At 63.7% G+C, this 13,544-nt stretch carries 10 protein-coding genes; 6 read left to right on the top strand and 4 right to left on the bottom strand.

Annotated elements, in window-relative coordinates; genetic code table 11:
* Together LPA41_RS40610 and LPA41_RS40605 are read right to left on the bottom strand one after the other, a co-directional pair.
* Nucleotides 1-3,611, bottom strand: a 3,611-nt coding sequence (locus tag LPA41_RS40610) for a hypothetical protein (protein ID WP_229076830.1), incomplete at its 3' end; no start/stop codon positions are given.
* The gene (locus LPA41_RS40605; protein WP_229076829.1) at nucleotides 3,608-4,486 is read right to left on the bottom strand and encodes an S-4TM family putative pore-forming effector; all 879 of its coding nucleotides are present in this window, start codon (nucleotides 4,484-4,486) and stop codon (nucleotides 3,608-3,610) included. The genes LPA41_RS40610 and LPA41_RS40605, both read right to left, overlap by 4 nt.
* A 646-nt stretch (nucleotides 4,487-5,132) precedes the next feature.
* On the opposite strand from LPA41_RS40605, the gene LPA41_RS40600 reads away from it, so the two are divergent.
* The 4 genes from LPA41_RS40600 (at nucleotide 5,133) to LPA41_RS40585 (ending at nucleotide 10,739) form a co-directional block, all read left to right on the top strand.
* On the top strand, nucleotides 5,133-7,061 hold the full coding sequence (locus LPA41_RS40600; protein ID WP_229076828.1) for an ATP-dependent endonuclease: 1,929 nt from the start codon (nucleotides 5,133-5,135) through the stop codon (nucleotides 7,059-7,061).
* On the top strand, nucleotides 7,058-8,953 hold the full coding sequence (locus LPA41_RS40595; RefSeq protein ID WP_229076827.1) for a UvrD-helicase domain-containing protein: 1,896 nt from the start codon (nucleotides 7,058-7,060) through the stop codon (nucleotides 8,951-8,953). The genes LPA41_RS40600 and LPA41_RS40595 overlap by 4 nt, the downstream gene beginning before the upstream one ends.
* Before the next feature lie 107 nt (nucleotides 8,954-9,060).
* Nucleotides 9,061-9,903, top strand: a complete 843-nt coding sequence (locus tag LPA41_RS40590; protein WP_229076826.1) for a hypothetical protein — start codon at nucleotides 9,061-9,063, stop codon at nucleotides 9,901-9,903.
* Between the two features lie 551 nt (nucleotides 9,904-10,454).
* A complete protein-coding gene (locus LPA41_RS40585) occupies nucleotides 10,455-10,739 on the top strand; it encodes a hypothetical protein (protein ID WP_229076825.1) in 285 nt (94 codons plus the stop codon).
* Nucleotides 10,740-10,931: 192 nt separating this feature from the next.
* On the opposite strand, the gene LPA41_RS40580 is transcribed toward LPA41_RS40585, so the two are convergent.
* A complete protein-coding gene (locus LPA41_RS40580) occupies nucleotides 10,932-11,657 on the bottom strand; it encodes a hypothetical protein (protein ID WP_229076824.1) in 726 nt (241 codons plus the stop codon).
* A gap of 15 nt (nucleotides 11,658-11,672) precedes the next feature.
* On the opposite strand from LPA41_RS40580, the gene LPA41_RS40575 reads away from it, so the two are divergent.
* Complete coding sequence (locus LPA41_RS40575; protein WP_229076823.1) at nucleotides 11,673-12,065, top strand: VOC family protein; 393 nt, start codon at nucleotides 11,673-11,675, stop codon at nucleotides 12,063-12,065.
* A gap of 160 nt (nucleotides 12,066-12,225) precedes the next feature.
* Nucleotides 12,226-13,023 (top strand): hypothetical protein, encoded by a 798-nt coding sequence (locus LPA41_RS40570; protein WP_229076822.1) that lies wholly within the window; start codon nucleotides 12,226-12,228, stop codon nucleotides 13,021-13,023.
* Between the two features lie 251 nt (nucleotides 13,024-13,274).
* Here LPA41_RS40570 and LPA41_RS40565 read toward each other — a convergent pair.
* Nucleotides 13,275-13,544 (bottom strand): hypothetical protein (locus LPA41_RS40565; RefSeq protein WP_229076821.1); only part of this gene is annotated, 270 nt, incomplete at its 5' end.

Genomic DNA, 13,544 nt, shown 5'->3' with positions numbered 1-13,544 from the left:
TTGCTGCGACCGGGCCGGATACGTGCGAGCCCAGTTAGCACGGGTTCGAGTGAGGGATCGCTGCCCGCCATCATCTCCACCATGAATTTTAAGCGGTCGTCCAGCCCGGGGGTTGGCGCCGCTGGTTGAGGCCGTGCTTGGCGAAACGCCTCGAGCGCCGACGTTGGGGTCGCCTGCCCGCACAGGACCCCGTAACTTCGCGCAAGGCCGGTGAAGTCCCAGGCGGCGAGATCGCTGCGATCAGCTTCGGTGCGCCTGGTCGTCTCGGCGTGTAGTTGACGGAAGAGGTCGCGCGCTGTGGCCGGCAATCCGCAGCGGCGGGCGATGATTCCGCGGAGTGCGAGTTCGATGGTGTCCTGACCTGCCACTCGGTAACGGGCCGATTCTTCGATTGCCTCCCGGGCAGCGGGAAGGTCGTCGAGGTGAGCGTGGGCGAGGGCCAGGGTGGTTAGCGATCTTCCCAGGTTGATTGCGTCTCGATGAACGCGCGCGTAATCGACGGCCTGGGCTGCCGTCGCCCGCCCGCCGTCGTACCGGCCGCGATAGAGCTCCAAGTTGGCTGCCGCGTTGAAAATGTCTGCCTGCGCCGATGGGCTGGGGTAGGCCGAGATAAGGTCTTCGCACCTCATCAGCATGGTGAGGGCGTCCGGTATCTGATCCAGCTCGGCGTACCAGCGCGTCAGCCGCAGCGCGGCGTCGATCGCCTGTCCAGGGTCGTTGTCGCGGACGCCATCGAAGGCTGAAAGGGCGTAGGCCACCGCTTGACGGTAGAAGCCGTGCCGCTGTTGGCAGTCGGCGATGCCGATCAGCGCGGCGGCTCGGTCGCCGGGGTCATCGCCGTACTCGCCTTCCAGGTCTAGGGCTCTGCGATAGTGCTGTTCGGCTTCAGTGACGTGGGCGTGTTCCCAGAACATGTAGCCCATCCCGATGAGAATGCGGCGCTCCGCCTCCCGATACCGCCCCGCGGTGGCAATGGCGAGCGCAGACTTGTATGTAAGTTGTGCTCGGAGGAACTCGCCACTGTAAGAGTAGATGTCGCCCAGCGCTGCGAGATTCACCATCTCGCCCTCGCGGTCGTCGCTAAGCCGATCACAGATGGCCTCCCGCTGAGTACGCAGCTCGGCGCCAGTGCCCCAGATGTGCACGAGTTCATTTATAGATTCGATGAGACTGTGCGCTTGGTCGAACAACCCCGCCCGAAGCCAGACGTCGATGCGCGCGAAGTGCATGTCCATGTCGGCGATGCCGTTTACGTCGTCGTCGTCCTTCTGCCAGGCTTGCAACACGCCGGCCGATCTGAGCAGGAGGCGCCGACGGGTTGGCGACTGCCCCTCGTTGTCGTTCCAGTCGCTATCGGCCAGGGATCCGAGTACCGCACTAATCTCGGATTTACGGAGGTATCGGCGACCGTCGCGGCGTACGAGGACAAGTCGCGCTTCCACAAGAGCCTCCAGGGCCGGTTGCACAAGACTTTTATCTAGGTACGGTTCGAGGACGCTGGCGACGGCGTCGGGATAGACCGGTATACCGAGCGCTGCCAACGCCTGCACGACTATTTGTTGTTCAATCGGAAGGTTGCCGACAAGCAGCTGCACCAAGCCCGTGTGAACCTCATTGACCTGCCGGGACAGCAGCCAGGGCCGGACTTCGCCGACTTGCAGGCCTGGTGGGTCGCTGCTGAGAACCGCATGGAGAAGCTCGGCGAGTCTTGGATTTCCAGCCAGATGACCGTGAACCTGACGTAGTTCAGTCTCCGAGAGACCAGACAGGCCGTATCTGTTGCGGGGGTCAAGGTTATTGAAGTGCTCACGAAGAGACTCCGTATCCAGGCCATCGACGGAGATCCGGCAGGCCGTTCTGATCCACGCCATGCCTGTCGTCGCCTCGGGCATGACCTGCGTAACAAGGACGACTTTGACGACAGGGCGCAGCCTGCTCTGCACAGCCTCCATGGCGAGGTCGAGTTCGGAATCGCGCAGGACGTGATCTCCGTCGAGTAGGTTTTCTGCCGAATCGATCACGACCACAGGCGGGAGGCCGCCTCGGGAGACGTTGGCGCCGTTGATGCTGTCCATCGCGATTTCGAGGCGTGCCCGTGCGGACGGGCCGGCCACCCGATCTAATCCGGGCGACTCGAGGGCCCCGATGAGGGTCGGCACGCCGATTTCGCCGTACGGTGTGGCGTCGTACCAGCGCACTACCGAACTCTCGTCTTCGGCGTCCGTCCAGCCGAGGTCGGTCAGTACTTCCCGTACAAGTGCGGTCTTGCCGATCCCAGCCGGACCGCATAGCACTACCACTGAGTTGACCTGATCTTCAAGGGCAGCTCGTAGTCGGCTTCGCTGATCGCTCCGATTGACGAACGCCGGTCTGTTGCGCGGCGCATGCTTGTCAGGCTGCTTCACCGGTAAGGTCACGCGGCTGTGGACATTCCCTGCGTCAAAGTGCATTGACGGCCCGGTATGTGGTTCCTCCTGCCTTAGCAGAACCCGGGTCAGTCTGCACGCTAGCCGTGCACACCACCGTCGGGCGTCTGGTGGACCGGACTCATATGCGCTGTGCAACATTGCTTGCGCAAGTAGGGAGACCTTCAGCTGCCGGTGCCAGTGGTGTTGGTCCCACCCCTTGGAGTGGAGGAACTGAAAAGTCGGCTCACGCAATGCGTCAATGATCTTTCGAACCTCGCTCGGAACGACCCCGTGCAGACCAGGATTGCTGTGGTCAAGTTCGAGATAGGTCAGGGCAGCGTGGCGGATGGGCGGAATGGACGCCCCGATCTGGCGCCAGCACAGTGAGATGAGCAGGGCAGCGAGGTCTCGACTCAGCGGTGCCCGCCGGTTGTAGGTGGCCAGGTCGATCAGCCGAAAACTAGCCGGGGTGACGATTCCGTCGCGCGTCGGAAGGAGGATATTGTCACCGTGAAGGTCACCATGGGACCGGCCAACCACATAGTGGATCTGTCCGTGGATGGCTGGTGAGTGGCCGACGAGCAGTCGCCATGGATTGGGCAGCGGCGCGTCTTCGTCTGGCAGCTCGAGAAAGGTCGGCGCGAGCAAGCCCCGCTCGCGTGCCCATTCGTACAGCCATCCTCCTATATCGAAGCTGTCGCCGAGTTCTAACGCCAGCAGGTCGGCCACTGTCGAGTGATCGCTGTCATAGTCCTTACCGGCCCACCCTTTGAGTATTTCGCCCCAGACCACTCGGCATGCGGTGGCGAGTTGACCAGGCTCGACCGAACCCAACGGAACACCGTCAGCTTTCGACTGGCCGATGACAACCGCCCCGTTACGAAGCCGAACTGCCGGAAAGACGATCTCGGTGAGATGCGCTTTGCGGAACTTCGGTGGGGTGTCGCGCCAAGCTTGCCGGTGTTGTCGCGGCTCACGCCGATGGTTTGCCGGGACCGGAGGACAGTATTTGAGAACGCACCAGCGCGGGGAGGAATCTTCGACCAGCAGCGCCTTCGCTAGCCTGGCACCGCTCCAGCCGCGGCCGAGGGCCTCGATACTCCCTTGACGAATCTCGAATCCGTTGTCGAGTAGAGATTCGATGATCTCCGATGCAATGCTCGCCTCATCGAACTCGCGGACCAGCTCCTCGAAGGCGGTCATGGCGCAGGAAACCGTCTTTCCAAGACTTGCATTTTGATCTCGAAATCAGCCTTGTCCTGGTCGTGGTATCGCCGGAAGTACCATGTCGGCAAGCGCGGTTGGATGCGGCGCATGTGATAAAGCGTGTCCTGAACTTGCCGGGCGAATGTCGTCAGCGCGGCTGGGGAGGCGATCACCGGTGACGACGGCTCGTCGATTATCTGGCGGACCAGACTAAGGACGCGAATCCGGTCCCGTGTGCTGGCCATCTGTGTGCGATACATCTCTAGACACAGCAGGAGCAGCCCTAGCGATGGCACAAACCATCCGGTGACCAGCCTGCTGACCGTGGCACCCGTGACGAAGGTGAACGCAACACCAGCCGCGGACCAGACCGAAATAATTCCAAGCATCATCTGGGCGAATCGCAGCCGTATCCGCGAGCCCCAGGCCAAATTCTGTTCCAGGCAGAACAACACGTCGTACGGTGGCACCGTACTCGCCACGAGATAGTAGCGCCGCAGCCGGTCGTCGTCGCCGCGGTAACGCCGGCTGAGCCGGCTCACCTCCTCGTCACTGATCCGGTCGCCCACTACGACCCGATTCCACGGCAGACCGAGCAGGTCAGCGTCGAACATCTCTTGCAGCGTCGCTGCGATGCGCAGGTACTTTTCACTCCATGGCGCCATCACGCCCTTGTAGACCGCAGCCCAGACGGCGCCGGCAAGTGTGATTCCTGCGCTGAACCGGGTTCCCGGTACGGCTAGCAAACCGCCGACTGCCAGGGTGGTGGAGACGCCGAAGCTATATGCCTGCGTGCGTTGGTTGTACAGGTGGGCTACGGCGATCGCCTTGAGCAGCCGTATAGCCGCGTCGCTGCCCTGCCGATCGATCATGTGGCGAGCGCTCGTCACATGGCCTCCCGCATCCTTCTGGGCGAACGACCGAGTGTCACACTCTCGGTGTGCGCGGCAATACGTCCGGTCTATCGTCATGGCTTGCTGGGCTGGATGTCCAGCCCCTCGATCCGTCTTCCGCGCTGGCGTGATCAATATCGTGCGCACAGTGACGTCCGGCATCCGAGCCGAGTGATCTGCTTGAAGGGCGACGACGTGGTCAGAGCGACAGGGTAACCGACGGACGCGATGTGTCGGCTTGTGTCCCTCGGCCGCGAGCGCGTCAGCGGCCCATCGGGTTAACCAGATGGAGGAGGCCGTAGCTGAGAGCCGTCGTAGCAGCGTGCGCTTCTGCAGTCATTTCGGACGCGGTGAAGAGCTCGTGATCTGAGCCAGCTACTGCTAGTCCTTGCCCCGTCGATCGCCCTGTGGCCCTTCCTCATTCGGGCTCGCCCGGCCAGGCGGACGGATTGGCTCCTGCGGCGACAATGTGGTGATATTTCGGTGGAGTCGATCCCCGCATGTGGACAAACTTCGGCCGTTCTCTCGCGTAAGCCCTTGGTTGAGGAGCATTTTCTGAGAAGATCTTTCGGCTCGGCAAGGAGGGCGGGTAGGGGTCCCGCCCGGCGGCGCCGGAGGGGGCAACATGCGAATCGGCAAGCTTGCGATCCGGAACTTCCGGAACTTTCTTGATCTTGAGATAGATCCGTTCCCGGCGAACGCCGTGTTCGTAGGGGAGAACGGGATCGGTAAGTCCAATCTTCTGTACGCACTACGGCTGGTGCTCGACCCGGACCTGCCGCGCAGCGCCCAGAGATTGCGTTCCGAGGACATCTGCGAGTTCGGAGGTCGGAGACTCTCCGATGGCGTCGAGGTACGGATCGAGGTGGATCTCGTTGACATTGACGAGTCACTGCAGGAGGACGCCGCATGTGACGGTTGCTTCGTCGGGCTCGATCCTCTCGTCGCTCGGCTGACGTACGTCTTTAGACCTCGCTCGGATGTCACGACTACCGGGGAGCTCGGCACTGACGACTACGAGGCCCGGATCTTCGGGGGCGCGGACGAGGCAGAGGTGCCCCGCTCCTTCACCGACGACGTGTCGCTGACGGTGCTTCCCGCTCTTCGAGACGCCGTCGGCGAGCTGTCCCGGTGGCGTAGTTCGCCGCTGCAGGAGCTGTTGGATGCGCGGCCGCCAGCCAGATCGGCTCTGGAGACCGCAGCCGAGGCCGTGAGCGACGCCATGACGACGCTGGCCGATGACGAGCAGATCACCGCCGTAGCCGCCGACATCGACCGCAGGCTTGAAGACATGGCTGGCCCGCGGATGCAGGTAACACCCACACTGGGATTCGCCTCGAGCGTGCCCGAGCGTCTCATGCGGTCGATCCGGCTATTTGTCGACGAGAGCCGCACCCGCAACGTCGGGGAAGCGTCGACCGGCAACGCCAACGTGATCTACCTGAGCCTGCTGCTCGAACGACTTGCGTCCCGCCGCAGCCGTGACTTGATCGTCACGGCGTTACTGGCGGTTGAGGAGCCCGAGGCCCACCTCCACCCCGTTTTGCAGAGACAGCTCTTCCGCTACCTGCTGGGCAACGACTCTCAGCTACTGGTGACAACCCATAGCCCGCACATCGCCGCCGTTACCCATCTTCGGTCGCTCATCCTGCTACGGCCCGGCCCCGATGAGGCCACAATCGCGGCCTGCGCCGGCGCCGCGAAGCTGACCGATCTGGAGACAGCCGACATCGAGCGCTACATCGATGCCAACCGAGCCGAGCTGCTCTTCTGCTCCGCGGCCGTACTGGTCGAGGGCCCCTCCGAGACCTACCTGATCCCTGCCATCGCCGCGGCTTTCGGGTTCGATCTCGACGCCTACGGCGTGGTAGTGGCCAACATTTCCGGGACGAATTTCGGCCCGTACCGTCGGCTGCTGAACAAGGATGCGCTATGCGTGCCTCACGTAATCATCACCGACGGTGATCCTTACCGCAAGGGCGAGTACGCCGCGGCCGGACTGAAACGGGCAGCGAGCCTTGTCGGCCAGATGGAGCTCGACGAGGTCGTGCAGGAGGTCGTCGACGGCGGACCCAGCGTTGATACGAACCATGCCCGGCGCTTTGCGGCCGAACACGACATCTTTGTCGGTCACCGCACGCTCGAACCCGACATCGTGCCGCTCCTCGCCGACGAAATGATCACCGCTCACAATGAACTGGAGCCGCGGGCCACTCAGCGGGTGAGCTTCGCGGCCGCTTGCACGGCAATTCGCTCAGCGACGGCCGACGGAAACCATCACGAAGAACTTCTCCGCCGCATCAACTCGGTCAGCAAGGGCCGATATGCCCAGCGGCTGGCCAGCCATGTCCAAGAACGTACTTGCAGCGCACTAGCGGACGAACTCAGCTTGTCTGTCGACGAGATCCAAAAGGTCGACGAGAACACCTCGACGGAGCTGCTGCTATCGGCGGGAACCTACGGATACGTTCTAGCCGCGCTCGACCGAACATCCTGGAAAGTGCGTGGCTTCAGTATCCTTGACCACCTGGCCGCGGACGGCGGAGACGCGTGATCGTGCCGAGCGGGCTAAATCGGCGGCTCGCCGCGGAGCTGGCAGAACTCAACGAATCACAGCTCGCAGCGGTCCTGCATCCCGGCAGCCAAGTCGTTCGCGCTGGCCCGGGATCCGGCAAGACGCGCACCCTCGTCGCGAAGGCTGCGTATGCGTTGGATGCGGTCCTGCCGCCGCGGCGTGGCCTTGCTGCCATCACCTACACGCGACACGCAGCCCAAGAGATCACCGATCGACTCGGGCGTATGGGCGTACGCGCCGGCGGCCGAATCGCGGCCGGCACGCTGCACTCCTGGTGCCTGACTCGAATCCTCCGGCCGTACGGCCCACTGGTTAAGGTCGCTCCTCCCGGAACAGGGGAAATCGTCGACGACGGCTCTGATGACTGGGCGGACCTGCTACAACACTGCCTCGACGAGACAACCGCGGGCGATGTAGTCAAGTACGTGAAGACGGAGGTGGTCAAGATCCGGCGCAGGCTCGCAGCCGGATTGGAGCAGGACGAGCGTGATCCGCTCGCGCGGGCGGCCCGTCTCTTCGACCAGCGATTGTTGGAACGGGGGTGGTACGACTTCGACCTCATGGTCTCCGAATCGCTGGCGCTGCTTCGCAGGGAGCCTCGCGTCACTGGGCTAGTTGCGAGCCGTTTCCCGCTGCTGATCGTCGACGAGTACCAAGATCTAGGCCCCGTGCTGCACGCGCTCGTGACGCACCTGCACGACCACGGCAAGGTCGACATAGTCGCATTTGGCGATCCGGATCAGACCATCATGCGCTTCACCGGCGCCGATCCCGCGTTCCTAGTCTCACTGGCAGGCCGGGCCGACTTCCGGGACGCGACGCTAAATGTCAACTACCGATGCGGCTCCGCCATCATCACCGTCAGCCACGCTGCTATCGAAGGCATCCGAGACCACGCAGCCGACCCGTCGCGCGACGACCCCGGCGTCGTCGAACTAGTAACCGTCACCGGCGCAGAAGACGAGCACGCGCAGATCACAGTGGCGAAAATCGACGAACTCGTGAGAGCTGGCGTTGCGGCCCACCAAATCGCCGTCTTTTACCCCCGTAAGAGCTGGCTCCTGGACGCCCTTCTCGCCGCACTCGACCGCAGTGACCACGAGTACATCCACGAGAACGACCGACGCCTCCCGGACGGCGACGTTGTCGATTTCGTCCGCGCCTGCGCCGCCCGCGCCGTTGCCGGCCCACGGCCCATCGGCTATCCCGAGATCGACCAGGCCACAGCCGTCTCGACCATCGGGCAATTGACCGGGGCGTACCGCCGTATGAACGAATCATTCGGCGCACCGCGACCTCTGCGCCGAGTTGCCGCCCGAAAGATCGCGACTGCGGTGAGTGAAGTCTCGTCCGAGGCCGGCCTAACCGAATGGCTCGACGCCCTCGACGACGCTCTTGCCCTCTCCACTCTTACCGCAGGCAGCCCACAACGACGAGATCAACAAGCGATGGCCGAGCTGAAGCGAGCCGCTATGCGCAACAACCTGACGGTGGGCGACATCGCCGGAGCCCTGCGCGTCGGCAAGATCACCCTGACCACCTACCACTCCGCCAAAGGACGCGAATGGGACTATGTCATCCTCCCAGGTCTCGTTGACGGGATCTTGCCGAGTCGACGGTGGAGCAGGCAACGCCGCGAATGGCTCCCCGCGGCGCCCACCGAATACGACCAATCGCGATCTCTTTTCTACGTAGGCCTAACCCGAGCCCGTCGTGCCGTAATTCTGATCGAGGGAAGCTGGTGGCACGGAAGCACCGGTATACCGAACCACTCGGTCCCTTCACCGTTCGTCAGCGCTGTCCGCCAGCACACGAGACCGGTGCAGCCGAACGTCGTGAACTCGGCGTGGCAGGCAAGCGCCCGACCGTGACGTGTCCGGACGGGATCGACGGGCATTAGGGTGAATAGGCGCTCGAGAGCCGGCGAATTACAGAATTGGGCTTGCTGTGCCTGCCTGACGGCAGCCAGAATTGCCGCGTGCAGAAGCTTCGGGCCGAGGAGTTATGGGCTGCCAGCTGTGTCAGGGCGACGTTGCCTGCTGTCGTTATCGGCCAGCATGACGACAACACCTCGCCCAACACTCACGACTTCGACCTCGCCGTCCAGGGCGGCCGTACGTTCGCCGCGCTTGAGGTGACCGCGGCCGTCGACCCGGAGCTGCTCAAGTTCTGGAAGGTCCTCGACGGGCGAGGCAAGCGGTGGATCGAGCCGAGCATCGCCGGGGGATGGGCGGTCAGCGTCCGGCCCGACGCCAGCGTGAAGAAGCTGAGGGCCGAATTACCGGGGTTTCTGGGCGCCCTCGAGCAGGTGCCGCCCTTGTACGGTCGCGACATCCTCGACACTGACCCCGGATTCGCAAAAATTGCCGACAGCCTCGGCGTGCTGGGGGCTCATCAGGCTGGCACAAACTACCCGGGCAGCATCTACGTCATGCCCGAGTTACCCACAGAGCGAACCGGTGGCTGCGTCCCCCAGACTGGCGATGCGCTGAGCACGTGGATCGGCGAGTGGACGGCTTGCCCGTCAAGACTCGACAACCTCACCAAGCTGGCTCGTGCCGCCGCCGTCGAGCATCATCTGTTCGTCATCGTCGCGGGTCTGGCAGGTACCGCTCCGTTCGAGGTCAACGACATCCTGATGCGTCCCGGCGCACCGCCGCCGGCGGTGGCGCCCAACCTGCCGGACGAGGTAACCCACGTCTGGGTGATGAGCACCTGGTCCGGAGGACGCGGATTCCGATGGTCGCCGGATGCGGGATGGGGAACCTTTGCCAACGACGCCGACATTGACGCGGCAGCCGTCCTCGGCTGCCTCTGCTGATGGGGGCGAAACCCAGCGCCATTAGGCGCAAAGACGCTTGCTCGCCGCAGAGGCCCTCGGCCGCCGGCCCGACCCGTCGATCGGCCGCCTGGCGGCCGAACTTAGCGCCTGCACTCATCCGCGATGTTCAGACGCGCCAGGTGCCTTTCCGGAGGACACGCGCTTCCTGACGAAGAGTCACTATCGAAGCGGCGCGAGGCCCCCGAAATCGGAACTGCCTATCGGCGTCGGGGGCAGACTGTGGTCCTCATAGGATGTCAAGTGGTCGGCCTGCAATGCTGCTTAATCAGATCCCGCTCCGCGCCGTTGATCCGCACGGCCAGTTTCTGAAACGCGCAGTTTATGGACGCTGCAATGCGGTTATATGTAGCAGTCGGGAATGTAAATGGATCGAACGGCACGGACCGCACTTGATTGGCCGTGGTCACACGCCTGGTCACAGTGTTGATCAACTTCCCCTGGATTGGATGAAATCAGGCGGCACGGTCGTGCCGTTCTGTCCGTTCTCGTGTATATTTAGACATAGGCTGACAGTGCTTAACCGAATTGTAATGCGACTGGGGGTCAAGGAGGTTGAAGAACTCGCGAAGACGCATACAGAGCGCCCCGATGGCGAGCTGGTGATCCTCATCGGTGACCAAGTGGCTCTCATCTGCTTGATCGCCGAAGACCTCCGTCAAGATCAGCGCTCAGAAGGTCAAAGGGCTGCCTGGGAGATCCGCTGCGAGACGCACGCACCGATCGGCGAGCAAGCGTCCATCGTCTCGCACGCATCGAGCGCGCCGCCGATCGGGTGCGAGCTCTCGTTGAGGGTGGCGGCGTCGAAGCGGGCTTGATGATGGTCCGTTGGTTCGATGATCCAGACAGCGGTTACAACGCGATGGGCTGGTGTCTGACCCGAGAGCAGGTCCAGCTACTCGCGCGCATGGGTGCAATCGTCGAATCGGACGAGTACGCGGGAGACTTCACGGCGCATTCGCCGAGGTGACCGCACTCATTTGCCGCCGTCCGCGCGTACCGCCGACTGGTTAGGCCATCAGCCCATCTTGATCGTTGATGATGTCGCCGCTGGCGGAGATGGCATCGAGGAAGTGCCGAAAGACCGGCCACGGAAGCCGTGGGCTGCCGTGCCCTGCGACGGTGACCTGCCGTGCGGGGGCCGGTACGAACGGTCCGCCAGCCGGTCGGAGGTCGGGGACGCGTATGTCGATGTAGTCGTTTGACGTATGGGTCGGCTCTACCTCGTAGAGCTCGTAGCACCAACCGTCGTGCTCGCCGTCATGGTAGGACGTGACCTCGAAGATTCGACTCGCGAAGCTCCACGAGTTCAAGGACAGGGAGAGGTCGCCAGTCACGGTCGCGCCCGGCCCAGCGGACACGATGTCGCCGGATGCCTCAACGAAGCGGATGAAGCGCAGAAGCACCGGCCAGGGCAGCGGCCCCTCAGCGGCAGCCACCCAGGCATGCAACGCGTCCGCAGGCGTGAATTGCTCGCCGTCGTGCGTCGTATCCGGTATCACCACAGCGAGCCCGGCGACCGCGCCGGACGTTGGGCACGACCCGGTCAGCTCATAGGTCCACGCGTCCTCCGGCAGGAGGTACATCGAGTTGGTCTGGTAGGCCATGCCGTTGTACGCCCATTCCTCCACCCCGGCAGGATGGCAGGCCAATCGTGCGAGGGCCGAACCCGCCCGACGCGACGTCCGGATCTGCCGCCGATAACGCGCGGCAGTGCGAACGACGGTCTCGGCCATGCGTACGCTGCCGGGGTGCAGATCGACCTGGTTGCGCTGATCGTTGACGAGTACGACTCGGCCATCGCCTTCTTCACCCGAGTACTCGGCTTCGAGCTCGTCGAGGACTCACCGTCGCTCACCAACGACGGGCGGCCGAAACGCTGGGTGGTCGTCCGCCCGCCCGGCGCGCAAACCGGCCTTCTCCTTGCCCGCGCCGACGGAGAACATCAGAGTGCGGCCGTCGGTCACCAGGCAGCCGGGCGCGTCGGGCTCTTCCTTCGCGCCGACGACTTCGAGGCTACTTACAGGAGGATGATCGAGGCCGGCGTCACCTTCGTACGCCCACCGCGTACCGAGCCCTACGGCCGCGTCGCGGTCTTCCTCGACATCGCCGGAAACCGGTGGGACCTCCTCGGAAATGCATAAGTCGGGATGAACGCAACGAAGGACCGAGTTCACTGATCTGCCGCGATCCGCTCGCTAGGGCGTCACCCTGCCGAGGGCCGCCCGACGCCCGCTCGCGCCGACGAGAGTGCGTCCACCACCCGACCCCAGCCGGATGCAGCTTGCATCGTACGGTTCGACGATGCACATCCTGGACGACCCGACAATTTCAGCGAGGGTCGCGCGGTTCCTCGCAGCTCGCGGCGAGCGTTGGGAGTCGACGTCGGTGGAACAAATCCGGCTGTCGGCCACAGCCAGAGGGCCAGACGGCCCGCTTACTTCTGTGCCTGATGACTTGATCGAAGCCGCCATCGCCTTCGAGGAACGGTACGGCGGGCTTGCATACCGTCCGAGACCGGGCGAAAACTACATGGAATACGGCCTGGACGGTGAGGCGTACTTCTGCTGGACACCGGAATGCGGATGGTCGATGCCGGCAGCACTTATCGACGGCTCGTGGACCTGGCCGGTATCGCTGCTGTTTGATGGCAGGACGACCATGGAGCCCGGTGAATGGTCTGACCGGGTGATCGACCGCACGTTGGCGCAACGGTTGGAGAAGCATGCGCTACTGGCAGAAGTAGCAGCATGGCCGCACGCCACCTTCACCTACGTGACCGAACCACAGCAACTCCCAGACATCGACGTGTGCGACATGCGGCTGATCGAGGAGGCCACCGGGCCGACGGACCGCTGGTGGCACGACGGCGAGACAGCGGTCCACCTCGCCCTCGTCGGTTGGCCGAAGAGTGAAGATCACTGGGTTCTACGCTGTTTCGCGCGCACAGGCGAGCAGCTACCCGATGTACTGCATCGCGTGAATCGCCTCGGACCAATTGATGAGTGGTGCTCGATCTGCTGCCGCTTCTTGAAGCCATTTCGACCGTCTTATACCCCGCAGGGCAAGCCCGGCTATTGCCTTCCATCGCCGTCGGACTGATAGAGCTCATCCCGTGGTGGAAGCGGTCATCGGGTCTGCCGCTGAGCACGCGCGCAGGCCACCGTCCCGTCGTCAGGTCGCAACGCACTCTCGTGCCGCGATCCGCGTGCTCGCTCTTGTGTGGCAGTAACAGGCTGTAGTTGCCGGACAAGTCCGTCTGGTGGGGCCAATTGAAGCCGCCACGCCGCCGGTGCGACGAGGGTTGGGTGGAGCCAGTTCGCCGCTGTCCTGGTGGGGCCGGGGGAGACCCGTCAGAACCAGCGCAGCTTTGTCAGCAGCGTGCAGGCCGTGATCGAGCAGGTTGTGGTGCAGGCGGCGGCATGACGGCGGCTACCGGCGAACGGGTCACCCTCCTCAACGCCGGCGAGGGCAACGGTGACTTCGGCGTCGGGCGGGTCGGGCATCGACAACTGCACCGCCGACAGCGGCGACATCTTCAGCAATTGCTGACCACCCCCGTACATCTGCTGATTTCCGTCCGGAAGCATCGCCGGCAGTGTTGACGCATAGATCGACAATGC

The sequence above is a fragment of the Actinoplanes sp. DH11 genome (assembly GCF_020873875.1).
Lineage (GTDB): Bacteria > Actinomycetota > Actinomycetes > Mycobacteriales > Micromonosporaceae > Actinoplanes.
This window is presented reverse-complemented; position numbering and strand designations above follow the sequence as displayed.